The sequence below is a fragment of the uncultured Desulfovibrio sp. genome (assembly GCF_910584445.1).
Taxonomy (GTDB): Bacteria; Desulfobacterota; Desulfovibrionia; order Desulfovibrionales; family Desulfovibrionaceae; genus Desulfovibrio.
The window spans coordinates 1-23,131 of record NZ_CAJUBO010000027.1; the positions used below are offsets into that span (position 1 = coordinate 1).

The 23,131-nt window shown below is 69.7% G+C and carries 22 protein-coding genes and 1 pseudogene; 7 read left to right on the plus strand and 16 right to left on the minus strand.

All coding sequences use genetic code 11. The annotated features are described in order from the left end of the window. Positions 1-213 precede the first annotated feature (213 nt). The 12 genes and pseudogenes from tsaB to lepB form a co-directional block, all read right to left on the minus strand. Entirely contained in the window at positions 214-1,044 is an 831-nt protein-coding gene (gene tsaB, locus QZ294_RS10480; protein WP_297050382.1) for a tRNA (adenosine(37)-N6)-threonylcarbamoyltransferase complex dimerization subunit type 1 TsaB, read from the minus strand. Further along, complete coding sequence (gene rseP / locus QZ294_RS10485; RefSeq protein WP_297050388.1) at positions 1,041-2,165, minus strand: RIP metalloprotease RseP; 1,125 nt, start codon at positions 2,163-2,165, stop codon at positions 1,041-1,043. Before rseP ends, tsaB begins: the two co-directional genes overlap by 4 nt. Further along, entirely contained in the window at positions 2,159-3,532 is a 1,374-nt protein-coding gene (gene dxr / locus QZ294_RS10490) for a 1-deoxy-D-xylulose-5-phosphate reductoisomerase (RefSeq protein WP_297050391.1), read from the minus strand. Before dxr ends, rseP begins: the two co-directional genes overlap by 7 nt. 49 nt (positions 3,533-3,581) lie before the next feature. After that, positions 3,582-4,391 (minus strand): phosphatidate cytidylyltransferase, encoded by an 810-nt coding sequence (locus QZ294_RS10495; protein WP_297050405.1) that lies wholly within the window; start codon positions 4,389-4,391, stop codon positions 3,582-3,584. Beyond that, positions 4,381-5,112 carry an isoprenyl transferase gene (locus QZ294_RS10500; protein WP_297050410.1) on the minus strand — a complete coding sequence of 244 codons (732 nt, stop codon included), beginning with the start codon at positions 5,110-5,112 and terminating at the stop codon, positions 4,381-4,383. The genes QZ294_RS10495 and QZ294_RS10500 overlap by 11 nt, the downstream gene beginning before the upstream one ends. A 22-nt stretch (positions 5,113-5,134) precedes the next feature. Then, the gene (gene frr, locus QZ294_RS10505) at positions 5,135-5,695 is read right to left on the minus strand and encodes a ribosome recycling factor (protein WP_297050414.1); all 561 of its coding nucleotides are present in this window, start codon (positions 5,693-5,695) and stop codon (positions 5,135-5,137) included. A 59-nt stretch (positions 5,696-5,754) separates the two neighbouring features. Further along, on the minus strand, positions 5,755-6,495 hold the full coding sequence (pyrH, locus tag QZ294_RS10510; protein WP_297050442.1) for a UMP kinase: 741 nt from the start codon (positions 6,493-6,495) through the stop codon (positions 5,755-5,757). 116 nt (positions 6,496-6,611) lie between these two features. Beyond that, positions 6,612-7,211: a nitroreductase family protein gene (locus QZ294_RS10515; protein WP_297050448.1), complete on the minus strand. Its 600-nt coding sequence runs from the start codon at positions 7,209-7,211 to the stop codon at positions 6,612-6,614. A gap of 84 nt (positions 7,212-7,295) precedes the next feature. Next, on the minus strand, positions 7,296-8,114 hold the full coding sequence (locus QZ294_RS10520) for an adenosylcobinamide-GDP ribazoletransferase (protein WP_297050459.1): 819 nt from the start codon (positions 8,112-8,114) through the stop codon (positions 7,296-7,298). Then, positions 8,111-8,767: pseudogene (locus tag QZ294_RS10525) on the minus strand (redox-sensing transcriptional repressor Rex); the annotation flags it as partial. The pseudogene QZ294_RS10525 and the gene QZ294_RS10520, both read right to left, overlap by 4 nt. Positions 8,768-8,980: 213 nt before the next feature. Beyond that, positions 8,981-10,588 carry a YifB family Mg chelatase-like AAA ATPase gene (locus QZ294_RS10530; RefSeq protein WP_297050468.1) on the minus strand — a complete coding sequence of 536 codons (1,608 nt, stop codon included), beginning with the start codon at positions 10,586-10,588 and terminating at the stop codon, positions 8,981-8,983. A gap of 12 nt (positions 10,589-10,600) precedes the next feature. Next, a complete protein-coding gene (gene lepB, locus QZ294_RS10535) occupies positions 10,601-11,227 on the minus strand; it encodes a signal peptidase I (RefSeq protein WP_297050479.1) in 627 nt (208 codons plus the stop codon). 168 nt (positions 11,228-11,395) lie between these two features. On the opposite strand from lepB, the gene QZ294_RS10540 reads away from it, so the two are divergent. From QZ294_RS10540 to QZ294_RS10560, 5 genes are all read left to right on the plus strand, one after another. Then, a complete protein-coding gene (locus tag QZ294_RS10540) occupies positions 11,396-12,907 on the plus strand; it encodes a DUF1538 domain-containing protein (RefSeq protein ID WP_297050487.1) in 1,512 nt (503 codons plus the stop codon). Beyond that, complete coding sequence (locus QZ294_RS10545; protein WP_297050499.1) at positions 12,897-13,598, plus strand: P-II family nitrogen regulator; 702 nt, start codon at positions 12,897-12,899, stop codon at positions 13,596-13,598. The genes QZ294_RS10540 and QZ294_RS10545 overlap by 11 nt, the downstream gene beginning before the upstream one ends. Positions 13,599-13,670: 72 nt before the next feature. Next, positions 13,671-15,251, plus strand: a complete 1,581-nt coding sequence (locus QZ294_RS10550; RefSeq protein ID WP_297050508.1) for an MBOAT family O-acyltransferase — start codon at positions 13,671-13,673, stop codon at positions 15,249-15,251. A gap of 10 nt (positions 15,252-15,261) precedes the next feature. Beyond that, entirely contained in the window at positions 15,262-16,542 is a 1,281-nt protein-coding gene (locus QZ294_RS10555) for a hypothetical protein (RefSeq protein ID WP_297050512.1), read from the plus strand. Continuing rightward, complete coding sequence (locus QZ294_RS10560) at positions 16,539-17,873, plus strand: tetratricopeptide repeat protein (protein WP_297050516.1); 1,335 nt, start codon at positions 16,539-16,541, stop codon at positions 17,871-17,873. The genes QZ294_RS10555 and QZ294_RS10560 overlap by 4 nt, the downstream gene beginning before the upstream one ends. Before the next feature lie 21 nt (positions 17,874-17,894). On the opposite strand, the gene QZ294_RS10565 is transcribed toward QZ294_RS10560, so the two are convergent. Genes QZ294_RS10565 through QZ294_RS10575 form a run of 3 tightly spaced genes read right to left on the minus strand, consistent with a single transcriptional unit; the run spans position 17,895 to position 19,571 of the window. Beyond that, entirely contained in the window at positions 17,895-18,419 is a 525-nt protein-coding gene (locus tag QZ294_RS10565; RefSeq protein ID WP_297050521.1) for a GNAT family N-acetyltransferase, read from the minus strand. 10 nt (positions 18,420-18,429) lie between these two features. Next, entirely contained in the window at positions 18,430-18,588 is a 159-nt protein-coding gene (locus QZ294_RS10570; RefSeq protein WP_297050529.1) for a hypothetical protein, read from the minus strand. Continuing rightward, positions 18,585-19,571 carry a serine acetyltransferase gene (locus tag QZ294_RS10575; RefSeq protein WP_297050536.1) on the minus strand — a complete coding sequence of 329 codons (987 nt, stop codon included), beginning with the start codon at positions 19,569-19,571 and terminating at the stop codon, positions 18,585-18,587. The genes QZ294_RS10570 and QZ294_RS10575 overlap by 4 nt, the downstream gene beginning before the upstream one ends. A gap of 525 nt (positions 19,572-20,096) precedes the next feature. On the opposite strand from QZ294_RS10575, the gene QZ294_RS10580 reads away from it, so the two are divergent. Then, positions 20,097-20,282 carry a hypothetical protein gene (locus QZ294_RS10580; protein ID WP_297050543.1) on the plus strand — a complete coding sequence of 62 codons (186 nt, stop codon included), beginning with the start codon at positions 20,097-20,099 and terminating at the stop codon, positions 20,280-20,282. A 70-nt stretch (positions 20,283-20,352) separates the two neighbouring features. On the opposite strand, the gene QZ294_RS10585 is transcribed toward QZ294_RS10580, so the two are convergent. Continuing rightward, positions 20,353-20,640, minus strand: coding sequence for an integration host factor subunit alpha (locus tag QZ294_RS10585; protein WP_297050553.1), 288 nt, complete (start codon positions 20,638-20,640; stop codon positions 20,353-20,355). A gap of 369 nt (positions 20,641-21,009) precedes the next feature. On the opposite strand from QZ294_RS10585, the gene QZ294_RS10590 reads away from it, so the two are divergent. Further along, a complete protein-coding gene (locus QZ294_RS10590) occupies positions 21,010-22,191 on the plus strand; it encodes a radical SAM protein (RefSeq protein WP_297050558.1) in 1,182 nt (393 codons plus the stop codon). The last annotated feature ends 940 nt before the right edge of the window (positions 22,192-23,131 follow it).

The following is a 23,131-nucleotide window of genomic DNA, read 5'->3' on the forward strand; positions in this document are numbered from 1 at the left end:
TTCGCTCCGCTTCGGGCGGCCAGCGGAAAAACCTCTTTGCCTCGCTGAAAAAAACATAACGTAATTTAATGAGTCCAGACCCTAATTGCAAAAATTCTGCGAAGAATTTTTGCAGGATCGTTCGCGAAAAAGCGTGGTTTTTCGTGAATGAACCCGGCTATGCCGTCGCAAAACCCTTACGGGTTTTGTAGTGTCTACTTTTGCAAGTAGACACTAGTCCCGGCTTTCCGGGGCGCGGGCGAGCAGCTCCCTCAGCTCCCGGACGGCGCTCGCGCCGTCCATGCCCTGCCGGGCCGCAAGCTCGGGCAGATTCTCCGTGGCGTCGCACGGCCGGACGTAGGTCGGCTCGATGTCGCGCGGAAAGTAGTCGCCATGCCGGGCCAGCAGGGCCAGGGCCTCCGCGTCCGGGTCCACGAGTTCGGGCATGACCACGGCATCCGGCGCGCCCGGAGGACCCATGCCCGTGGCTTCAGGCTCGAAGAGGCGGCCGTTGCGGCCGAGTCCGCTGCCGCAGACATGGCAGGGCCGTTCGCTCATGAGCCGCAGGGCTTCCGCCGGAGGGAGGAGGCGCACGGGTCCCAGCGGCTGCGCCGGGATCTGCGGGCCATAGGAGCAAAAGGGCCGATAGTGGACAAGGTCGCGCCGAGCGTGGGTGATGACCACGACCGGCGCCGGATAGAGCAGCGCACGGCGCATGACTGCGCTGGTGGCGAGCGCCTGGAGGTAGTCCAGCCCGGCAAGCTGCGCGTGTCCGGCGCGGCGCAGGGCCGCCGCCGTGGCGAGGACGAGGCGGATGCCCGTGAACGCGCCCGGGCCGGAGACGCAGGCGATGCGGCGAAAGGCCGAGGGCGCCATGCCCAGGGCCGCGCACATCTGCTCCAGCGCGGGGGCGAGCAGTTCGGTGGCGCGGTTTGGCTCGCGCCACTCCTCAAAACAGCGCCGGCGCCCGTTTTCCGTGATCAGGATCTGGAGCGCGCCCTCGGCGGCGTTGAGAACAAGCTCCGGCCCTGTGGACCATGTCCGTTCCGCCGTCCGCGCCATCATTGGAAGATCCGCCAGATATCGTTGAACGTCGCCAGGAGCATGAGGGCGATGAGCAGGAAAAGCCCCGCGCGCGTGGCGATTTCCTGCGCCCTTGGAGGCACGGGGCGGCGGAAAAGGATCTCGATGAGGCAGAAGACGATCTGCCCGCCGTCGAGCACCGGCACGGGCAAAAGATTGAGGATGCCCAGGTTGACGCTGATGAGCGCGGTGAGCGCCAGAAGCCCGGAAAGGCCCTGATGCGCCTGCTCGCCCACCATCTGGGCGATCATGATGGGACCGCCCACCTGGTCCAGAGGCACCACGCGCTGGGCCAGCTTGACGAAGCTCTGCCAGGTGAGCGAGACCATGTTCCATGTCTGGTCGGCGCCGGCCAGCGCCGCGCGCCAGAAGCCCTGCGGTTCGGCGCTCACGCTGTTGCCCGCGCGCACGCCGATGAGCCAGGCGGTCTCTTCCTCGCCGAAGATGGTCGTGCGGGTGGCCCGCTCCGCGGTCAGTTCAAGGGAGATGACATGCCCCGCGCCCGCCGCGTCGCGCGTGGGATGCGCCCCGGCGGAAGCCGCCTCGGGCGGCGCGGGCCGCAGCACCTCCAGGCGCAGGGGGCGCCCGTCGCTGGCGGCAATGGCGGCGGACATGGCATCCCAGCTTTCCATGGAAGCGCCGTCGATGCTGAGGATGCGGTCGCCGGGGAGCAGCCCGGCGCGGGCCGCCGGGCTTTCGGCAGTGACCGCGCCCACCACCGGTTGGAGCACGGGCACGCCCCAGCCGAAGGCCAAGGCCCAGCAGAGCAGCCACGCGAGCAGGATATTGGCCGCCGGGCCGGCCGCGACCACCAGGAGCCGCTGCCAGGCGGGCCGCCGGGCGAAGCTCTCCGCCGGGGTGAAGCCCTCGGGAATGTCCGCCTCGTCACTTTCGCCCACCAGGGCCACATAGCCGCCCAGGGGGACAAGGGAAAGCGCGTATTCGGTCTTGCCGACCTTACGCGTGAGGATCTTGGGACCGAAGCCGAGGGAAAAGGTGGACACGCCCATGCCCAGGGCGCGGGCCACGGCGAAGTGCCCGAGTTCGTGAAAGAAAATCAGGCCGCCGAGGACAATGATCACCGCAAGAATGGTCGTCAGCACGTTGGCTCCTGGGGATGGGCGGCGCGGCGGCGCACCAGGGCGCGGCAGGTCCCGTCAAGGGCGTCCACGCGTCCGGCGAGTTCCAGGGCGAGCCGCGCGGCGCGGGCCTCGTCCAGGGGTCCGCCCGGGAGGCCGTCGGGGAGGGAAGGGCCGGGGTCCGTCGCGGCGCCGGCCGCTTCCGGCAGCTGGGGGAGCGCGGCCAGGGCCGCCTCCACCAGGTCGGGAATATCCGTGAAACCGCAGCCGCCGTTGAGAAACAGTTCCACGGCCGCTTCATTGGCCGCGTTGAGCGCCACGCAGGCCGGCCCGAAGCCCGACGCGCCGGGTGCGGCCCTGTCCGCCGCCAGGGCTTCCCGCGCAAGGCGCAGGCAGGGAAAGGCCACGGGGTCCGGCTCCTCGAAGGTGAGGCTGCCCACCGCGGCGAGATCCAGGGTCGGCGCGCCCGAGGGCCGGCAGCGCGGCCAGTGGAGGCAGTGGCCGATAGCCAGGCGCATGTCCGGCGCGCCCATCTGGGCGAGAATGGAGCCATCGGCGAATGCGGCCAGGGAATGCACCACGGACTGCGGGTGGACGAGGATGCGGACGCGTTCCGGCGCCACGCCGTAGAGGTGGACGGCCTCGATGAGTTCCAGGCCCTTGTTCATCATGGTGGCCGAGTCGATGCTGATCTTGGCGCCCATGCGCCAGTTGGGATGGGCCAGCGCGGCCTCGGGCGTCACCTGGCGCAGCTCCGCGGCGCTCCGGCCCCGGAACGGGCCGCCGGAAGCCGTGAGCACCAGCGTTTCGGCCTCCTGCCCGCGCCCGGCAAGGCACTGGAAGAGCGCGTTATGCTCGGAATCCACGGGCAGGATGGCGGCGCCCGTGGCCGCGCAGATGGCGCGGAGCAGGCCCCCGGCCAGCACCAGGGATTCCTTGTTGGCAAGGCAGACTATCTTGCCCGCCAGCGCGGCGGCCAGGGTGCCCGTGAGTCCGGCGGCCCCCACCTGGGCCGAGAGCACGGCGTGCGCCCCGGAAAGGGCGGCAAGCCGGGCGTAGCCTTCCCGGCCCGTGAGGATCTCGGGGGCATAGCCGGCGGGCAGGAGCGGGCGCAGGGCCGCGGCGGCCGCGTCGTCAAGGACGGCCAGGACCGGCGGGCGGTGGCGCAGGGCCTGCCGGGCGAGGCGTTCCACATTGCGCGCGCAGGCCAGGCCCGTCACCTGAAGGCGCCCTGCCGACGCCTCCACCACGGCGAGCGCGTTGCGCCCGATGGAGCCGGTGGCGCCGAGCAGGGCCACGCGGCGGGGCAGAGGGTCCGCAAGCGCTCCCGGCGGCGGCGCGGAAATATACCCCACCGCCGGGCCGCCACGGCCGGGCCAGAGTGCCGCCATCAGCCGCACCGCCCGTCGAGGGGGTCAGGCGCGCCGTCGGAACGGGGGATCAGAAGAAGGAAAACCATTGGTCCACCACCGCCACCATGGGCATGGCGAAAAGAAAGCTGTCCGCCCGGTCGAGAACGCCGCCGTGCCCCGGCAGCAGCGAACCGGAATCCTTGACATGCACCGAGCGTTTGAGGGCGGACTCAAAGAGGTCGCCGAGCTGGGCAAAGGCGTTGACCGCCACGCCGAGCAGGGCGAAGGCCAGCCAGCCCGCCTGTCCGAAGATCTCGCCGTAGATGGCGCAGAACAGCACGCAGGCCGCGAGGCTGCCCACCGCGCCCTCGGAACTCTTGTTGGGGCTTACGCGCGGCCAGAGCTTGTGATGCCCGAAGCGCGTGCCGATGAAATAGGCGGCCGTGTCCGACGCGGCCACCGCCGCGAGCACGAAGATGAGCTTGGTCGTGGAAAGGTAGGTCGCGGGCAGGAGCAGGAGCGGCACATAGGCAAGCCCGGCCATGAAGATGCCGCTGGAGGAAAAGGCGTTCTCCTCCTCGATGACGTCCCAGCGGAAAAGGAAGCTCAGGGCCGCCAGCACAAAGCCCGCGCCCAGGCAGACCAGGGCGTCCTGCGGGCGGCGCATCCAGGTGAGCAGGAGCATGGCCCAGCCAAGGCCGATGGCGCAGAGGCGGCTCGGGATGCGGCCGCGCGGCCCCCAGAACAGGGAGTAGAATTCCCACAGCCCCAGCGCCGCCACGAGGAGGATGACCCCCAGAAGGGGCCAGCCCCGGCACCAGAGCACAACAAGAAGCCCGGCCGCAAGGATCACGCCGGTGATGGTTCGGCGGATATCCGCGGCATGGTCAACAGCCATCGGCCTGCTCCCGGGTTTTGCCGAAGCGGCGCGAGCGCCCGGCGTAGTCTTCCAGCGCGGCGGCGAGTTCCGCAGGTCCGAAATCGGGCCAGAGGACCGGCGTGAAATGAAGCTCGCTGTACGCGCATTGATACAGCAGAAAATTGCTCAGGCGCAGTTCGCCGCTCGTGCGGATGAGCAGGTCCGGGTCCGGCTGGCCCGCCGTGTCAAGACGGGCCGCCAGCGCCTCTTCGGTGATGGACTCCGGCGAAAGGCCCTCGGCCGCCAGCGCCCGGGCCGCGCGCACGATCTCGGCGCGGCCGCCGTAATTGAGGGCGAGGTTGAGGGTCATGTCCGCGCAGGCGGCGGTGCGGGCCATGGCGTGGCGCAGGGCGCCGCGCTGGGCCAGCGGCAGGCCGTCCAGGTCGCCGAGGACCCGGAGGCGGATGCCCTGCTCTTCCATGTGCGGCACTTCCGCGCCGAGAAATTCCAGCAAAAGGCCGAACAGGGCGCTGATCTCCGTTTTGGGGCGGTTCCAGTTCTCGCTGGAGAACGCGTAGAGCGTGAGATGCGGAATGCCGAGACGGCGGCATTCGCGCACCACCGCGCGCACCGCGTCCGCCCCGGCCCGGTGCCCTGCCGTGCGCGGCAGGCCGCGCGCCTGCGCCCAGCGGCCGTTGCCGTCCATGATGATGGCGATATGCGCGGGGAGCCTGCCCGCGCCGCCCTGTGCTTGCGTCATGCCGTGTCCCGCCGCGCCGGCGTCAGATGTCCATGATTTCCTTTTCCTTGGCCTGGCAGCGGCTGTCCACCTCGCCCACGAAACGGTCGGTGAGCTTCTGCACATCGTCCGTGGCGCGCTTGAGCGCATCCTCGGTGATCTCCTTGTCCTTTTCCGCCTTTTTGAGGCTGTCATTGGCGTCGCGGCGCACGTTGCGCACGGCCACCTTGGCCTCCTCGCCATACTTGCGCGCCACCTTCACGAGTTCCTTGCGGCGTTCTTCGGTGAGCGGCGGGATGGAGATGCGGATGATCTTGCCGTCATTGACCGGCGTGAGGCCCAGATCGGACTTGAGGATCGCCTTTTCCACAGCGGCCATGCCGCCCTTGTCCCAGGGCTGGATGGTCAGGGTGCGGCTGTCGGGCACGGCCACCGAGGCCATCTGGCTGATGGGCGTGGGCGTGCCGTAATAGTCGGCCTTGATGCCGTCCACCAGGGCGGTGGAGGCGCGCCCGGTACGCAGCTTGGCGAAATCGCGCTCAAGGGAGGCGACCGCTTTTTCCATGCGGTCCTCGGCGTCCAGCAGGGTGGTGTCGATATCCATGTGTGTACCTCGCGGGGCGGACCCCGGCTTGATGACCCGTGTATGCTCCGGCGCGGGCGTCATTCCTCGCGGACGATGGTGCCCACCGGCTCGCCCCGGACGGCGCGGCGGATGTCGCCCCCGAACATGCGGCAGACGATGATGGGCAGGTGATTGTCGCGCACGAGGGCAAAGGCCGTGGCGTCCATGACGCCCAGACGGCGGCGCAGCGTGTCATCGTAGCTGATGTGGTCGAATTTCACGGCGTCGGCGTTGGTGGCCGGGTCCTTGTCGTAGATGCCGTCCACCTTGGTGGCCTTGATGATGGCGTCGCACTTGAGTTCCATGCCGCGCAGGGCCGCCGTGGTGTCGGTGGTGAAATACGGGTTGCCCGTGCCGCCGGCGCAGATGACCACGCGGCCTTTCTCCATGTGGCGCAGGGCGCGGCGGCGGATGAACGGCTCGCAGACTTCCTTCATGTTGATGGCCGAAAGCACGCGCGTGGGATAGCCCTGCTTCTCCAGCATGTCCTGGACCGCCAGCGCGTTGAGCACTGTGGCGAGCATGCCCATGTAGTCGGCCGAGGAGCGTTCCATGCCCTTGGCCGAGCCGGACAGGCCGCGGAAGATGTTGCCCCCGCCGATGACGAGCGCCATTTCCACGCCCATGTCGAGGACGGAGCCGATCTCGCGGCAGACGGCGGCCACGGTTTCCGGGTCGATGCCGGTCTTGTGCTCGCCGGCCAGCGCCTCGCCGCTGAGCTTGAGCAGGACGCGTCCGTATTTGAGTCCGTTGCCGTCTGCTCCGTTGGTTGCCGTCATAGCTCCGCCTTGCTGTAGGAGGTGGAAGGAGTCCTGGACCGGCCCTTGCCGCAACGCGGCGAGGATACCAGAAAGTTCGGCATCCTCAAAGTCTTTTTGCGGCGCCGCGCCGTGGCTCACGCGCCGAAGCGGCCCGCCGTCAGCTCCCCAAGCCCGAGCTTGGGCACATGGTGGACGCCGCGTTCGTCGCGCCAGTAGTTGAGGCTGCCGCTTTCGGGCACGGGCGCGATGACGCGTTCCTCCTTCGCCACGCCAAGGCCGAGCACCAGGGAGAGCTTCATGCCCTCCGGCACCTTGAGCAGCGGCGCGGCGGCCGCGCGGTCCACGGAATAGATGACGCAGCAGCCCCAGCCCCTGGTGGTGGCGGCCAGCTGGATGGTCTGGCAGGCGATGCCCGCGTCATAGGCGACCAGTTCGCCGCCCTTCTCGGGCGCCAGCACGGCGATGAAGGCCGTGGGCCGTTCGCCGGGGTGCGGGCCGCCCCAGTCCTTGAGGGCGCCGGCCCAGCGCGTGAGGCGGAAAAGCTCGTCGCAGACCGGACCCCGCGTCACCAGAAGGAAGCGCAGCACCTGCGCGTTGCGGGCCGAGGGCGCAAGGCGCGCGCAGTCCACGAGCCAGTCCAGATCGGCCATGGACAGGGGCCTGTCCTCCACAAAGCGGCGGCAGGAGCGGGCGGACTCGACAAGGGCATGGAAATCCTGCGGGGTGATGGGCATGGGGCGTCTCCTTGGGGTGCGCGGTAGGGAATATATCTCAACCGCATTGGATACCAGGGCCTTCGGGACGCCGCCGAAGCGGCGTTACAGCGTCAGCAGCAAAAAGCAGAGGGTGCCCTCCTCGATGGCCGCGCCGAAAAAATCTCCGGACAGGCCGCCCTCGCGCCGGGCTAGGGCCGCCACGCGGCGCAGCAGGAAAGCCTGGACCGCCAGCAGGAGCAGCGCCCGCCACAGCGGCAGGCCCAGCAGGACGAGCAGCCCGGCGGTCCCCGCTGCGGCGAGGGCGTAGCCCGCGCGCAGGCGCGGTGACGCCCCCGAGCAGGCCATGCCGCCGAGGGATGCGGCGTCCCTGGCCGGAACGGCGTGGGCCAGCAGGACCGCCACGCCCCGGCCCCAGGCGGGCGCAAGCGCAAGGGGCAGCGCCTGCGCCAGAGGCCATGAGGCGCGCAGGGCGTCGAAGATCAGGGCGCCGTGCCAGGCCGCGGCGAGCCACTGGCCGCCGAAAACCAGAAGCAGGCGCAACGCGCCGAACGCGCCCAGGCGGCTGTCACGCAGTATCCGGCGGAAGCGGTCGCCCCTGGCGCCGCTGCCCTCCGCGTCCCCCAGGTCGGCAAGGCCGTCCCAGTGCAGTCCGCAGGTCGTCCAGACAGAGAGCAGAAGCCAGACCCAGCCCGCGAGCATGCCCTGCGCCCAGAAGCCCGGCGCCGCGGGAGCTGTGGCCGCCATATGGGCGGCTCCCACGGCCGCGAGGGTCCATACGGCGCCGAGCATGAATCCCACGGGCGCGAACCAGGCCAGCGCCCGGCCGAGGTCGCCCGTGCGGCCGGGGAGGGCAAGGCGGCTCAGAAAGGCGAACGCGTCCGCCAGGCCGGCCCATGGCCGGGGCGCGGACCCGAGGCTCACAAGCCGTGGCCCCCTTGCGTCTGTTCAAAGGCCAGGGCGTAGAGATGGTGGAAAAAGTCCACATATTCCACATGCACATGGTCGGGGACCCGGATGCGGGCCGGCGCGTAGTTGAGGATGGAGGAGATGCCCGCGTCGATGATGTGGTTGGCCGCGCGCTGGGCGCGTTCCGGCGGGGTGGTGATGATCCCCATCTCGATGTTCAGGTGCGCCGCCAGGGCGGGCAGATCCTCGGTGCAGCGCACCTCCAGCCCGTGCATGATCTCGCCGATCTTGAACGGATCGCAGTCGAAGATCCCCACGATGAGGAAGCCGCGCGCGCGGAAATCACCGTGATTGAGCAGGGCGCGGCCGAGATTGCCCGCGCCCACCAGAGCCATGCGCCATTCCCGGTTGACGCCCAGAGCGTTCTTGATGGCCGCGATGAGCGCGTCCACGCGGTAGCCCACGCCGCGCACGCCGAATTCGCCGAAGTACGCGAGATCCTTGCGGACCTGCGAGCCGTTGACGCCGCAGGCCTCGGCCAGGGGATTGGAGGACACCACCTCCACGCCGTCGCGGGCGAGGTTTTCCAGCACCTGCACATAGATGGCGAGGCGCTGGATGGTGGCGCGGGGGATATGCTTGCTCTTGGGCTGGGTATTCATGCTCCTGTCCTTAGAACGGGATTTTGCCGGCGAAAAGCGGGACGCGGACGCAGGGCCGCGTCATGCCGGGGCTTCCGGCGCCGCGCGCGGGGAGGACGGGCGGCGTTTCCCCTCCGGGTGCCGCCGGGATGCCCTCCAGCACAAGCGATTACGTGAAAAAACGGCGGTGTGCAAGCGTCCCCGCGTGGCGGAGGGACCAGCCGGACGATGCGCCGGGGATCATCCCCTGCGGCCGGGTCCCCTGTCCAGAAGGCGCAGGCCGATGGCTTCGGCAAGGTGGGCCTCGCCGATGGCCGCGGACTCGTCCAGGTCGGCGATGGTGCGGGCCACCCGCAGGATGCGCGTGCAGGCGCGCGCCGAAAGGCCGAGACGGCCCATGGCCGCTTCCATGAGGGCGTGGCCCGCCCTGTCCAGGGCGCAGTGCCGCTCAAGCTCGCGCCCGGAAAGCGCGGCATTGGTGCGGGGCGCCACCGCCCGGCCTGTTCCCGCGGCCGGGCGCTCCGCGTCCGGGGGGAGAGTGCGGCGGTCCTGCATCTCCCGCGCCGCGAGCACGCGCCCGCGCATGGCGGCCGTGCTCCAGCGTTCCGGCGCGGCGGCGCCCCCGGGCCGGAACTCGGCATAACTCACCCGGGGCGCGTCCACATGGAGGTCGATGCGGTCCAGCAGCGGACCGGAGAGCCTGCGCCGGTACCGGGCCACTTCGTCCGGGCGGCAGGTGCAGGGCTGGCCGGGGTCGCCATGGTGGCCGCAGGGGCAGGGGTTCATGGCCGCCGCCAGCATGAAGGCCGCCGGATAGGTCACGCTGCCCGCCGCGCGCGAGACGGTGACCATGCCGTCTTCCAGCGGCTGGCGCAGCGCCTCCAGCGCGGCGCGCGGAAATTCCGGCAGTTCGTCGAGAAAGAGGACGCCCCTGTGGGCCAGGCTCACCTCGCCGGGGCGCGGCGTGCGGCCGCCGCCCACCAGGGCCACGTCCGAGACCGTATGGTGCGGCGCGCGAAAGGGGCGCTCGCGCGCAAGGCCCGCCCCGGGCGGCAGCAGGCCCGCCACGCTGCGGATGCGCGTGACGTCCAGCGCCTCCTCGAAGGAGAGCGGCGGCAGGATGCCGGGCAGGCGCCGGGCGAGCATGGTCTTGCCGCTGCCCGGAGGACCCGCCAGCAGGATATTGTGGCCGCCGGCGGCGGCGATCTCCAGGGCGCGCTTGGCCGCCTCCTGTCCCTTGACGTCGGCGAAGTCCGGCGCGTCGGCGGCCGGGGGCGGACTGTCGGCGGGGGCGGGTCCTGCGCGCGCCTCCGTGAGCGGAGCCTCGCCGGCGAGAAAGGCCGCGCACGCGGCGAGGCTTTCGGGCGCGAACACGGGCAGCCCCGCCACCACGGCGGCCTCGGCGGCATTGGCCGGCGGCACCACAAGACCGTCCACGCGTCCGGCGCCGCGCTGTTCGCGGGCCAGCAGCGCCAGGGGCAAAACGCCGCGCACCGGCCTGAGTCCGCCGGAAAGGGAAAGCTCGCCGGTGATGACATGGCGCTGGGCGCGTTCCGGCGGCACAAGCCCGGCGGCGGCCAGCAGCCCGAGGGCCAGGGGGAGGTCGTAGCCCGCGCCGGACTTGCGCTGCCCGGCAGGGGCCAGATTGACGGTGATGCGGCCCGGCGCGAGCCGGAAGCCTGCGGCCCGGAGCGCGGCAAAGACGCGGTCGCGCGATTCGCGCACCTCGGTTTCCGGCAGGCCCACCAGGCTGAAGCCGGGCAGGCCCTGGCGGGAGTAGTCCACCTCCACTTCCACGGGGTAGGCGTCCACCCCGGAGAGGCCGCCGCTGAGGAGCCGGACGATCATGCGGCCGCCGGCCTAGAGGATCTTCCTGCCGATGCGCGACCAGCGGATGTCGTCAAGACCGCCCCAGGACCAGTAGATGCGCCAGGCCTTGGCCTTGATGGCGCTCTTGTCCACAAAGCCCCAGAAGCGCGAGTCCAGCGAGTTGTCGCGGTTGTCGCCCATGACGAAGTACTTGCCCGGCGGCACCGTGACCGGCGCGTAGTTGTCGCGCAGGGGTTCGCGCCCCGTGGGGTCGGTATGGCGGATATAGCTCTCCCTGACGGGCTGGCCGTTGCGGTAGAGCTGCTTGTCGCGCACCTCGATGACATCGCCGGGCACGCCGATGATGCGTTTGATGTAGTCCACGCTCGGGTCGTTGGGATAGCGGAAGATGATGATGTCGCCGCGCGCCGGTTCGTCGCCCTTGTAGAGATAGGTGTCCGTGAAGGGGATCCTGATGCCGTAGGCGAACTTGCTCGCCAGCAGGTGATCGCCCACCAGGAGGGTCTCGAGCATGGATTCCGAGGGGATCTTGAAGGCCTGGACCACAAAGGTGCGGATGACCAGGGCCAGGACCAGGGCCACGGCGAGGGCTTCGGCGTATTCGCGCCAGAGCGGTTTTTTGCCGCGGGTCCGTCGCTGAAGGGGGATGGGCTTCATGAGCGTCCTTTACTGGAAGGAAAATTTCCGCAACGGAGCGGAGAGCTGCGGAAGTATGCCCCCTTGCCCGGCGAATGGCAAGCCGGCGGCCGGCCGTCTTGACCTTGCGCCCGCTATTTCCTACACATCAAGGAGGAAAAGGCCCCCCGGGGACGGTGAGGAGCGCGCGTGATCCTGCTGGAAAAACTGAAAGAAGCGGCAACATCGGTCATTCCCGTCATGGGCGTGGTCTGGCTGCTCCATTTCACGGCCGCGCCCCTCGGCGCGGAGCTGGGGCGTTTTCTCGCCGGGGGCGCCCTCCTCATCTGCGGACTCGCGGTCTTTCTTCTCGGCGCGGAGATCGGCGTGGTGCCCGTGGGGCAGCGCGCGGGTTCGGCCCTCACCGCGCGGCGCAGCCTGCCCCTGCTGTTGGGCGCGGGCTTCGTCATCGGCTTTTTCATCACCGTGGCCGAGCCGGACGTCCATGTGCTCGCCCAGCAGGTCTCGGCGGTGGACCCGGGCATCTCCCATCTCGTCCTCGTGGGCATGATCGCCGTGGGCGTGGGCATGTTCGTGGCCGTGGCGCTGGGGCGCATCGTTTTCCAGATTTCCCTGCGCCTGCTGCTCCTTGGTTTTTACGGCCTCGTTTTCGCCTGCGCGGCATTCACCTCTCCGTCCTTTCTCGGCGTGGCCTTTGACGCCGGGGGCGCCACCACAGGACCCATGACCGTGCCGTTCATCATGGCCCTGGGCGTGGGCGTGGCGGCGGTGCGCGGCGGAGACGGCCGGGACGACAGTTTCGGACTCATCGGACTCGCCTCCATCGGGCCGGTGCTCTCCATCCTCCTGCTCGGCATGCTGCACACGGGCGGCGGGGGCACGGCGCAGGCCGTTGCCGGGGCGCCGGCGGGCGGCCTCTTGGGGCATTTTCTCGCCCTGGTGCCGGAAACGGCGGCCGAGGTGGGCATGGCCCTGGCCCCGCTGGTGGGCCTGTTCGCCGTGTTCCGTCTTTTTCTGCTCAGGCGGATGACGCGCGTTCGTCTTCTGCGCGTCGCCATGGGGCTGGTCTATACCTTTCTTGGCCTTGTCTGCTTTTTCGTGGGCGTCAAGGGCGGCTTCATCCCCGCCGGGGGCGCTCTGGGCAGGCTCATCGCGGTTTCGCATCCCGCGTGGCTGCTGGTGGTCACGGGCGTGGCGCTCGGCGCCCTGGCCGTTTTGGCCGAGCCGGCGGTCTGGGTGCTGACGGCCCAGGTGGAAGAGGTCTCGGGCGGCAGCATCCGCAGCCGGGTCATCCTCGTCACGCTCTGCATCGGGGTGGCCTGCGCCGTGGGGCTTGCCATGTTCCGCGTGGCCGGGGGGCTGAGCCTCTGGTTCTTTCTCCTGCCCGGCTATGCCCTGGCGCTCGGCCTCACCTTCGTGTGCCCGCCCATGTTCACGGCCATTGCCTTCGATTCGGGGGGCGTGGCTTCCGGCCCCATGGCCTCGACCTTCATCCTGGCCTTTACCCTGGGCGCTTCCGGCGGCCTGGGCGGTGATCCCATCACCGATGCCTTCGGCGTCATTGCGCTCATCGCCATGACGCCGCTCATCGCCATCCAGGCGCTCGGCATCCTTTACGGACGCGCGTTGCGGCGGCCCGCGGCTTCCGGCCGCCCGGCGGTAACGGTCCCGGCGGCCGGGGAGGGCACGCATGCGGAATGAACCCATGGCGCCGGTCGGCGGCAAGCTCCTCGTCATCGTGGTGCGCCACGGCGCGGGCGACCGGGTGGCGCGAGTGGCCCGGCGGGCCGGCGCGCTCGGCGGCAGCATCCTCACCGGGCGCGGCGCGGTGGGGAACCGCCTGCTGCAACTGCTCTGCCTGGCGGACACGGAAAAGGAACTCGTGTTCGTCCTCGCGCCGGAAGGGGACATGCCGGGCATCATCGGCGCGTTGCGCGCCTCGCCGGAGATCTGCCGCAAGAGCACGGGTATCGGCTTCGTTCTTGACGTCACCGCTGTTGTCCGCAACGTCCGGCAGGCCCTGGCGCCCGCGCCGGCGGCGGACGCCCGCCCCCAGGGAGAGGCCATGAAGCACAGCACAGGGCATCAGCTCATCTTCGCCATCGTCAACGCGGGCTACGCGGATGACCTCATGGCCGCCGCGCGCGCCGCCGGGGCCGGGGGCGGCACCATCCTCAAGGCGCGCGGCACAGGCACGGAAGAAGATGCCGGCTTTTTCGGCATCACCATCGTGCCGGAAAAGGAAGTCCTCCTGGTGCTCGCGGCCAATGACGCGGCGCCGGCCATTTTTGCGGCCGTGCGCTCCGCGCCCTGCCTTGCGGAGCCGGGATCGGGCATCATTTTCCGCGTGGCGGCGGAGGATTTCTTCCCTCTGGGCGCGCAACGCCCCTGAAGCCGCAGCGCCGGGGAAGGAGGGCGGCGCCCCGGACCCCGGACGCCGCTTTGACGCACAGGCGGAACTGCCATGCTGTTCAGCTCCTATGCCTTTCTTTTCTGCTTTTTGCCGCTCGCCCTCCTGGCGTGGCAGGTCACCGCGCGCATGGCGGAACGGCCCGCCCGGGCGCTGGAGCGCGTGCTCCTGCTCCTCTCGCTGGCGTTCTATGGTTTCTGGGGGCTGGAGTTCCTTGTCCTGCTCCTGGGCATGATCGTCATGAACCACGCCTTCGGCACCGCCCTGGCAGCGCCTGAGACGCCGTCCGGGGGCGTTGGGGCGGCGCGACGGCGTTCCCGCGGGGGGCTGCTCGCCGCGGCCGTGGCGTGCAACCTCGCGCCCCTGCTCTGGTTCAAGTATTCGGGCTTCCTCGTGGAGAGCGCGGCCCGGCTGTGCGGCGCGCACTGGGCCTTCACGCCGCCCGGCCTGCCGCTGGGCATCTCGTTCTACACCTTCATCCAGATCGCGTGGCTCGCGGGCGTCTATCGCCGCGAGGTCGTCCCGGAGGGACTGGCGCGGCACGCGCTGTTCACTTCCTGCTTTTTCTGGGTCATTTCCGGGCCTATCGTCCGCTACGGGCAGATGGGCCGGCAGCTGGACGCGCTTGCCGGGAGCGGCGCCGAAGATCTGGCCCGGGGCTTTGCCCTCCTGGCCCTGGGTCTGGGCAAGAAAGTCCTGCTGGCGGACAGCATCGGCGCCTACGCGGACGCGGTCTTCAACGCGGCCGGCGCGGGCATCGCGCCGTCCCCGCTGGAGGCATGGCTCGGTTCGCTGGCCTATACCTTCCAGCTGTATTTCGATTTTTCCGGCTATACGGACATGGCCCTGGGCCTGGGCCTCATGTTCGGGCTGCGCCTGCCGGAGAATTTCGCCTCGCCGTACAAGGCCACGGGCGTGGTGGAGTTCTGGCGGCGCTGGCATATCACCCTCGGCGCCTGGCTGCGCGATTTCCTCTATATCCCCCTGGGCGGCAACCGGCGCGGACGCGTGCGCCAGTACGGCAATCTCTTTCTCACCATGCTCATCGGCGGCGCCTGGCACGGGGCGGGCTGGACCTTCCTCCTGTGGGGCGCCCTGCACGGACTCATGCTTTCCGTCAACCACTTCTTCCGCGCGCGCGTGCGCGGAACGCGCCTGGAACGGGCGCTGACGCGCGCGCCCGCGCGGATTCTGTGCATCGCCCTCACGTTTGTGTGCATCGACCTGTGCTGGGTGGTCTTTCGCGCCGCCAGCCCCGACGCCGCGCTCACCATGTACGCGGCCATGTTCGGCGCCGGGCCTGCGGTCTGGCCGCCGCTTCCCGCGCCGGACGCCGGGGCCGGGCTTGCGGGCTTTCTGGCGCGGCTCGACCCCTCCGCGCCGGACAGCCTCATGGCCGCGCTCCTGCCCAACCGCTTTTTCGCCGGCTGGCTGCCGTTCGCCCTGCTCGCCGTCTGCGCGGTCATCGTCTGGTGCTGTCCCAACAGCCGGGAACTGCTGTACGGCGGGGAGGGCGCCCGGACGCGCCTGCGGTGGCGGCCAAGCGCCGCCTGGGCCACGGGCCTGGCCGTGCTGACCTTTGTTTCTCTGGTGCTGGCCTCGCGGGAAACGGTCTTTCTCTATTTTCAGTTCTAGGCGGAAAATCATGCGCGCATCCCTGCCCCCTGACCCGGAAGCTCGGCCCACGCCGTCTGACGCGGCGGCCGCCTGGCTGCGCCGTTACTTCCTCACGCTGCTGCTCCTGGGGCTGGCGGGGCTGCTGCTTCTGGCGCCCTATGCCGCCTGGTGGCTCCACGCCAGCGGCGACGCGGCGGTGGAGCGCGCCGTGGCCGCCCAGGCCTCCGGCAGGTTCGCCCTGTTCGGCTCGGGCGTGTCACAGGATTTTGTGGACTACAAGCTGCAACTCTACGCCGCCCTCAGGCCGGACATCGCCGCTGTCGGCTCCTCGCGCGTCATGCAGTTTAGGGGGGCCTGGTTCCGCAGGCCGTTTTGCAACATGGGCGGCGTGGCGGGCAATCTGGCGGTGCTGCGCTCCACCGTGGACGCCATGCTGCGCCTGCACAGGCCCCGGGCGGTCATTCTGGGGCTGGATTTCTGGTGGTTTCTGCCCCAGTGGGAGGCGGAGCCGTTCCAGGAGGTGCCCCCCACCGCCGGTTCCTACAACTATGGCTTCGCCAGCCTGAAAAAACCGTGGCAATGGCTGCTGGAAGGCAAGATCTCGCTCCGCGAGCTGGCCGCGCCGCTGCTCGGCCTGGCCGGGTCCGGCTTCCGGGAGGACCGTTTCGGCATCATGGCCCAGCAGACGGATGACGGCTTCGGGCCTGACGGCTCGTGGTATGCCACGGCGGAAGTCACCGGGCAAAAGCCGCCGCTGGACTTCCAGTTCCGCGACACCCTCGCCCAGGTGGCGCAGGGTTCCAGGGCGTTTTTCAGGGCGCGGCCGGGGCAGGAGGGGCCGAGCGAAGAGCATCTGGACGCCCTGGCCGAGATCTGGTGCCGGCTGCGCTCGCGGGGCGTCCAGACCTTCGTCTTCATCGCGCCGCTCTCCGGCCGGGTGCTGGACGCCATGCGCCGGACGCCCGAGGCCTGGCCGCATCTCTTCCGCCTGCGGGAGGCGCTCGCGGCGCGGGGCATTGACGCGCTCGACTGCACGGACCCGCGCGCCCTCGCTTCGGACGACTGTGAATTCATTGACGGCTTTCACGGCGGTGAAGTAACCTATGCGCGCATCCTCCGGCGCATGGCCGACCGCTGGCCCGCGCTGCTCGCCTTTGTGGATATGGAGAGGATCGACGCCGTCATCCGCGACTGGCCGGGGCACGTTCTGGTGCCGGACAGCCGCGTGACCACTCTTCCGGAAACGGATTTCATGCGCTTTGGCTGCCCCGGGCGGGGGACCCGCGGCGGCGGGGAAGACCGGCCATGACTCACTGCCCTTCGAGCATACAAACGGGGACCGCGCCATTTCCTGCGGGTTTTTGCGGCGCCGTCTGCCGTGGCGTCCTGCTGGCCGTCCTGCTGGCTGTCGGGAGCGCGTCCGCCCCGCAGGCGGACGCGGCCGTGCAGAAGCAGGCCGCCGGGAACGAAAAGGCGGCGCTTGCCAAGGACAGGCGCCCGGTGGCGCGTCCTTCCGCCGGAACGCGGGTCCCGGGGGCGCCCGGCCCGGGGGCTTCGGCCTCTCCGGCTGCTGCGGCCGCCGTTTCCGGGACGGACGCGACCGGGCAGGAGCCGGCGCCCGCTCCCGGCCCGGCGCGGATCTGGCCCCAGGGACCGGCCGGGGATGCGGCCCGGGCGTTTGCCGCCGGAGACGTGGCAACGGCCCGCGGCATCTGGGAACGCCTGGCGGCGGAGGGCGACGGGCAGGCCATGAACAATCTTGGCGTCCTCTATGATCAGGGCCAGGGCGTGGAGCCGGACGCCGGGCGCGCCCTGCACTGGTTCGCCAAGGCCGCCGAGGCGGGCAATGCCTCGGGGATGAGCAATTACGGCCGCATGCTCGAACAGGGGCGCGGCATGGAGTCCAACCCCGCCGAAGCGGCGCGCTGGTTCGACCTGGCCGCGCGCAAGGGCCAGCCCGAGGCGCAGTATAATCTCGGCTTTTTGTATGAACACGGGCGCGGCGTGCCCAGGGACGACGCGGCGGCCGCGGCCTGGTACAGCCGGGCAGCGTCACAGCGCCAGCGCGAGGCGCTCGGGCGTCTCGGCCATTTCTACCGTGTGGGGCGCGGCGTGACAGCCGATCCGCAGCGGGCCGTCCTGCTGCTCTATGCGGCGGCCATGGAGGGGCTGCCCGAAGCCGTGGAGGAGCTTCGGCTCATGGCCGGGAAAGGGCGTCCGGCCGCCGTGCTGTTCGGGCAAAAGCTCGACGCGGCCACGCGCGCGGGCATGCGCGCCGCCCTGAAAAAGGCCGGGGCCGTCGCCCGGAGCGAGGACGACGGCAGGATCTGCGACAGTTACGACGCCGCCCGCGTGGTGCCCGGCGCCACGGAAATGGCCGTCTGCTACGGGCGCGGCGCGGATGCGCCCCTGGCGTTCCTCAAAATCGATTATCCCGCGCCGGACAGGGCGCGCGCCCAGGCCATCCTCGACATGGTGGAGGGCCGTTTCGGGCCGCCCTCGGCCGGAGAAGGCGAGGATTCGCGCCTCTGGAACCTCGGCACCACCGTGGTCGCCACCCAGTACGCGCCCACCCACAGCCAGATGAGCCTCATGTACATGGTGCCCGCGGTCTATCACCAGACGCGCGGGCAGCGCTGAGATGCCGCCGGGGGCGCGACGTCACAGCCCGAATTCTCCGGCATAGACGGCCATGCCCCTGACGGGCCGGGCGTCTTCCGCCAGCCGCGCCGCAAGGAAACAGGCCGCGGGAAGGCCCGGCGGCGCCTCGATGCCCAGCCGGCGGGCGTTTTCGTAGCCGAAGCGGCGGTAATAGCGCGCATCGCCGAGCACGAGGGCATAGGCATAGCCCAGGCCGCGGCCGATGCGGTGCCCTTCCCGCACCAGGGCGCTGCCGACGCCCTGCCTGCGGTATGCCGGCAGGACGGCGAGGGGCGCCAGCGCAAGCACCGGGGACCGCCCCACATGCGCCCGGGTGAACAGGACATGGCCCGCGAGGCGGCCGTCCACGACGGCCACCAGGGAGAGGGCGGGGAGGAACGCCCCGCTCCGGCGCAAGGCCGCCACAAGGTCCTGCTCGGTCCCGTCGCTGTGCTCCGCGGCGGCAAAGGCCGCGCGCACGAGCGCATGGACGTCGGCGACATCCTCCGACGTCTCCCGCCGGATACACAGGCGGCGTCCTTCCATGCTTCCCGCCTCAGCGGCCGCCCGCGCCCACGCTGAAGACCGTCTGGCCGCGCGGCTTCACCTCCAGGCGCTGCCCGGCGCAGGCCGTGAGCAGGGCACAGCACAGCAGCGCGGCCACTGCGCCCGCGAAGGCGCGTCCGGCCCGTGTCCGTCCCGTTCGGCCGCTCACCGCGTCCCTCCGCCGCTGCCCGTCCCCTCCGCCGGCGCGTCCGCCCGTCGGCCGCCGGTGTTCCGCCGCCCCGTTTTCTCCTGGGAGATGCGCGCCCCGGCGGGCACGTCCTCGGTGATCCAGACATTGCCGCCGATGACCGCGCCCTCGCCGATGATCACCCGGCCGAGGATGGTGGCCCCGGCATAGACGGTGACGTTGTCGCGCAGGACGGGGTGGCGCGGGATGCCCTTGGTCAGGGTGCCGTCCGGGTTTTTGGGAAAGGAGAGCGCCCCCAGGGTCACGCCCTGATAGATGCGGCAGCCGCGCCCGATGACGCAGGTCTCGCCGATGACCACGCCCGTGCCGTGATCGATGAAGAACTCCTCGCCGATGGCGGCCCCGGGGTGGATGTCGATGCCGGTGGCGGAATGCGCCATCTCCGCGATGATACGCGGGATGAGCGGCACCTGGAGCCGCTGAAGCTCATGGGCCACGCGGTGGTGGAACATGGCGGTCAGCGAGGGGTAGCAGAAGATGGTCTCGCCGGGGCTGCGCGCCGCGGGGTCGCCCTCGTAGGCGGCGGTGGCGTCGCCCGCCAGCAGCCGCCGGATCTCGGGCAGGCGCTCCATGAAGGCCCTGGCGGCGGCGATGCCCCGCTCCTCGCAGCGGCCGCAGGGACCGGCCAGGGGGTCGTCCTCGCCGTCCGCGCAGTCGAAGCAGAGTCCGCTGACGATCTGCTCGCCCAGCTTGCGGAGGATGCTGTCGAGATTGGCGGCGAGATGATAGCGCATGGACTCGCGGCGCACGCGCACGGGACCGAAATAGCCGGGAAAGATGGCGGCCCTGAGCCGGCCCATGATTTCTCGCAGGGCCTCCAGGGAGGGCATGGCCGCGCCGTGGGCCTGGCGGTGCCAGACCGCGTCCAGGGATTCGGGGCGGCAGAGGCGTTCCACCACCTCGTCCAGCATGGGCATGGCGGTGTCGCTTGGGGAAAGAGACATGGGAGCATCCTTTTTGGCCCTGGCATACAACGCGAACGTATGACAGGGTCTCCTTTTTTTCCCTTGTGTACACGGGGCGGCCGCGCCCCGCAACTGTCGCGGCAGGCGTTGCGGGCGGTCAGCGGAAAAACCTCTTTCCCTCGCTGAAAAAACCATAACGGAGTTTCATGGCTCCAGACCCTAGAGTATTTTGCGATTGAAAATATCTATTTTCAATCGCGGCGTCGCCTGCCATTTCGCGTCCAGAACGCGGTCTGGACGCTGCTTCAGCCGTTGCGACGCAGGAAGCTACGGCTGAAGACAGCAACTGGTTAACGCAACAGGCAGTCAACGCAACCGCTGTCGCTATCCGTAAGCCGCTGAAGCGGCAACGGCTACCGCCATTCGGCGCGGGCGTCTGCTCCCGCAGCCGCCAGAGCGTTTACGCAATTTCCTTGCGAAAACGCTCTAAAGTTCTTCGCCGCTGCGCCGAAAAGAGGACGAATACCAATGAAAAGCGCCGCCGGCGGGCGGCGGGAGGGTGTCATGGATGACGTGCAGATGGGCATGAGTGTGGCCGTGACCAGGGAAGCCATGGATTTTCAGGCCAGCATGAGCGCGAACCTCATCAACGGCTCGCTGGAAAAGGGCGCGGAAATGCAGCAGACGCTTGCCCGCAGCCAGGGACTCGCCGCCGAGGGCATTGGCGGCAAACTCGATGTGGTGGCCTGAGGGCATGCGCCCGAAAGGATGAAGAGGACAGGGCCGCGCCGGGGAATAGCCGCGCGCGGCCCTGTGGAGTTCAGGCATTGAGTTCCGAGCGGAACTTGCGGGAAAGGCGGAAGACCATGACCTTGCGCGGAGGCAGGGTGATGGTCTCGTCCGTCTGGGGATTGCGTCCCTTGCGCGACGCCTTTTCGTAGCATTCGAATTTGCCGAAGCCGCTGATCAGAAGGGAACGGTCCTTCTTGATGGCGCCTTTCATGATCTCCAGCAGCTTTTCCACCACCTGTTTCACATCGACGCGGTTTTTGTCGGTCTCCTCATAGATGGCCTCGACGATATCCGCTTTCGTGAGTGTTTTTTTCATGGCAGGCTCTCCACATTCCGCCGCGCGGCATGCGCCGGGGCGCCCGTTTCCCGGGCCGGCATGCCGCTTCCCACGGGCGGGGATCTTTTGTAGAAGCCACTTCCCGCCTTGCGGAAAATGACGCTTGCGCCGAAAAACATATCGTCCGGCGCGGGAACCTCCTGCTCCGGCCCTCTTGGGCTGAAACAGGAGATGTTGTATAAAGCTACGCGCAATGCCCGCAAGGGGCAAGCGCTTTCTTGCGGGCACCCCTGGCTGCCGGCGCCGGCGGCGGCCTGAAAACCGGGTTCCGCTCCCGCCTTTGCCCTGCGGTTGCGCGGCCCGCGCATGTGCCCGGCGGTTTCCGTTGTCAGCCCGGGGTGCCCGCGCATGAGATCTTCCCCAGAGTTTCGGCCCGCACTGCCGGGGGCGGCCCGCGGCACAGGCTCCCGCTCCCCGTTCTCCGTGGCAGTGCCCTGGCCCGGCGCCGCGCCGCGCCGCGCCATCGTGCCTGTCTTTCTTCCCTTTCTCGGCTGCCCCCGGCGCTGCCTGTTTTGCGCTCAGGAGGCGCAGACCGGGCGGCGGGCGCCGACCGGCGCGGACATGGCCGCCCTGCTCGCCGCCGCGCGCGCCACACTCGAACGGCGAGCGGCCAGGGGACTCGCCCCGGCCGAACTTGCCTTTTACGGTGGCACGTTCACCGCCCTGCCCCGGGAGGCGCTGGACCGTTGCCTGGCCTTTGCCGCCCGGGCGCGCGGCGATGGACTCATTCCGTCGTTTCGCTGTTCCACCAGGCCCGATGCCGTCGATGCGGCCGTTCTCGAGCGGCTTGCCCGTGCGGGGTGCGCCACGGTGGAGCTGGGGGTGCAGAGCTTTTCCGCAACGGCGCTTGCCCTGGCGCGCCGTGGCTACGGGCGGACGCGGGCGCAGCGGGCCTGCGCGCTGGTGGCGGACTCGGGCCTGGAGCTGGGCGTGCAGCTGCTGCCGGGCATGCCGGGCGTGGGCCGGGCGCAGTTCCTCCACGACGTGGGCATGGCCGTGGAGCTGGGGGCGCGGGCCTTGCGCTTCTATCCGTGCCTTGTGCTGGAGCATACCGGCCTTGCCGCGCTCTGGCGCGCCGGACTTTATGAACCCTGGGAACTGGAGGAAACGCTGGAGACCCTGGCGCGCGCCTGGCTGCTGGCCCGCCGGGGGGGCGCGGTGGTGCTGCGTATGGGGCTGGCGCCGGGGGCGGAACTGGCGCGGGTGCTGCTCGCCGGGCCGTGGCATCCGGCCCTGGGCGCGCGCGTCCTGGGCCGCGCCCTGGCGCTCGCGGTGCGGGAGCTGCTGCGCGGCATTGAAGGAATGCGCGGACCCGGCCGCCGGGTGCTGCTGGAAGTCCCGGCCGGGTGTCAGGGGCATTTCTGGGGCCATGCCGGAGAATTGGGACCGCGCTGGGCCGGTCTGGGCATCGGGCCTGAAGCTGTGCGCTATGTCCGCGGGCCGTGGCTGCGGCTGCGGGTGCCGGGCGGGACCTTCCCGGCGGACGCGCCAAAGAGGGGCGGCCACCGGGGGGGATCCGGTGGCCGCTGAGAGGGAGGATGTTCCGATGGGTTTCAGGGTTCTGTCAAAGGAGGAGGGTTTGGGGGGGAAATCGCGGCGTTCCTGATGGGGGTTCAGAACGTCACGGAAATTTGCTTCATGTGCGCCTCGCTGATCTGCCTATATGTTGACCGCCGGTGGCGGAGAAAAAGGGTTTTGGGGGGATGCGGGCCGAAGCTCCGGCATCCGCGATATATGTGTACTGGCATCCCGGCGCGATGGCCGCTGGTGGATCCCAGGTTTCTTTCACTCTCTCTTCCATTTTCTCGCGCCCCGTTCCGGTGCGCGCTTGCCTCTCTTATAGCAACCGGCGTGCCAAGAGATGATTTTTTCCATAACCAATGATGATATAAAGATTTTTCCTAGGCTCTCCCCCATGTTCCGCCGGGGAGGGACGGCGAAGAGTATGGTTTTTATACAGCTGCACAGTCCGGCTGCATAAATATTATCCAGGTGTATGAATATTGCCCGGCAGGGGCGCGCCCCTCTCCCCGGCAACGCGCGGACGCGGCTGACGCTGCCGCCAGAGCGGTTTGGGGAAACGCTGATTAAAGCGTTTCCTGCGGTCTTGCTCCGCAAGACCGCCCGCGAGTCGTGAAGAGGAAAAATTTACTTTTTCCGTTAAATGAACGACTTGGCGTGCCTTTCCCAAAGAGGCTTTTGCCTCTTTGGGCATGGAGCTGATGTATTCGCAGAATAAATCAGCGGTTCCTTGGCTACTTTCCTCACCAAACCGTTCCCGGTGGCTGAAACGAAGAGGGGGGGGGACGGGAAGCGGGCGCGGCGCGCCGGGGCGCGGACCCCGGAATGCCGGAATGCCGCGCGGCGCAGAGAGGCGCGGCAGGCGGTCCCGCAAGGGAAGCTGCCGCACACCGGGGACCGGGCGCGGCAGCCATGGAAACGTGGAAAGATCGGGCGCTGGGGTCCGGGT

Excerpts from the sequence above, each read along its gene's own strand:
- QZ294_RS10565 (WP_297050521.1), bottom strand. The coding sequence starts at position 18,419 with ATGGAAGGACGCCGCCTGTGTATCCGGCGGGAGACGTCGGAGGATGTC.
- tsaB (WP_297050382.1), bottom strand. The coding sequence starts at position 1,044 with ATGATGGCGCGGACGGCGGAACGGACATGGTCCACAGGGCCGGAGCTT.
- QZ294_RS10545 (WP_297050499.1), top strand. The coding sequence starts at position 12,897 with ATGCGGAATGAACCCATGGCGCCGGTCGGCGGCAAGCTCCTCGTCATC.
- QZ294_RS10585 (WP_297050553.1), bottom strand. The coding sequence starts at position 20,640 with ATGAAAAAAACACTCACGAAAGCGGATATCGTCGAGGCCATCTATGAG.
- QZ294_RS10515 (WP_297050448.1), bottom strand. The coding sequence starts at position 7,211 with ATGCCCATCACCCCGCAGGATTTCCATGCCCTTGTCGAGTCCGCCCGC.
- QZ294_RS10580 (WP_297050543.1), top strand. The coding sequence starts at position 20,097 with ATGGATGACGTGCAGATGGGCATGAGTGTGGCCGTGACCAGGGAAGCC.
- QZ294_RS10590 (WP_297050558.1), top strand. The coding sequence starts at position 21,010 with ATGAGATCTTCCCCAGAGTTTCGGCCCGCACTGCCGGGGGCGGCCCGC.
- QZ294_RS10495 (WP_297050405.1), bottom strand. The coding sequence starts at position 4,391 with ATGGCTGTTGACCATGCCGCGGATATCCGCCGAACCATCACCGGCGTG.
- QZ294_RS10550 (WP_297050508.1), top strand. The coding sequence starts at position 13,671 with ATGCTGTTCAGCTCCTATGCCTTTCTTTTCTGCTTTTTGCCGCTCGCC.
- QZ294_RS10575 (WP_297050536.1), bottom strand. The coding sequence starts at position 19,571 with ATGTCTCTTTCCCCAAGCGACACCGCCATGCCCATGCTGGACGAGGTG.
- frr (WP_297050414.1), bottom strand. The coding sequence starts at position 5,695 with ATGGATATCGACACCACCCTGCTGGACGCCGAGGACCGCATGGAAAAA.
- dxr (WP_297050391.1), bottom strand. The coding sequence starts at position 3,532 with ATGGCGGCACTCTGGCCCGGCCGTGGCGGCCCGGCGGTGGGGTATATT.
- lepB (WP_297050479.1), bottom strand. The coding sequence starts at position 11,227 with ATGAAGCCCATCCCCCTTCAGCGACGGACCCGCGGCAAAAAACCGCTC.
- QZ294_RS10530 (WP_297050468.1), bottom strand. The coding sequence starts at position 10,588 with ATGATCGTCCGGCTCCTCAGCGGCGGCCTCTCCGGGGTGGACGCCTAC.
- QZ294_RS10555 (WP_297050512.1), top strand. The coding sequence starts at position 15,262 with ATGCGCGCATCCCTGCCCCCTGACCCGGAAGCTCGGCCCACGCCGTCT.
- QZ294_RS10500 (WP_297050410.1), bottom strand. The coding sequence starts at position 5,112 with ATGACGCAAGCACAGGGCGGCGCGGGCAGGCTCCCCGCGCATATCGCC.
- QZ294_RS10560 (WP_297050516.1), top strand. The coding sequence starts at position 16,539 with ATGACTCACTGCCCTTCGAGCATACAAACGGGGACCGCGCCATTTCCT.
- pyrH (WP_297050442.1), bottom strand. The coding sequence starts at position 6,495 with ATGACGGCAACCAACGGAGCAGACGGCAACGGACTCAAATACGGACGC.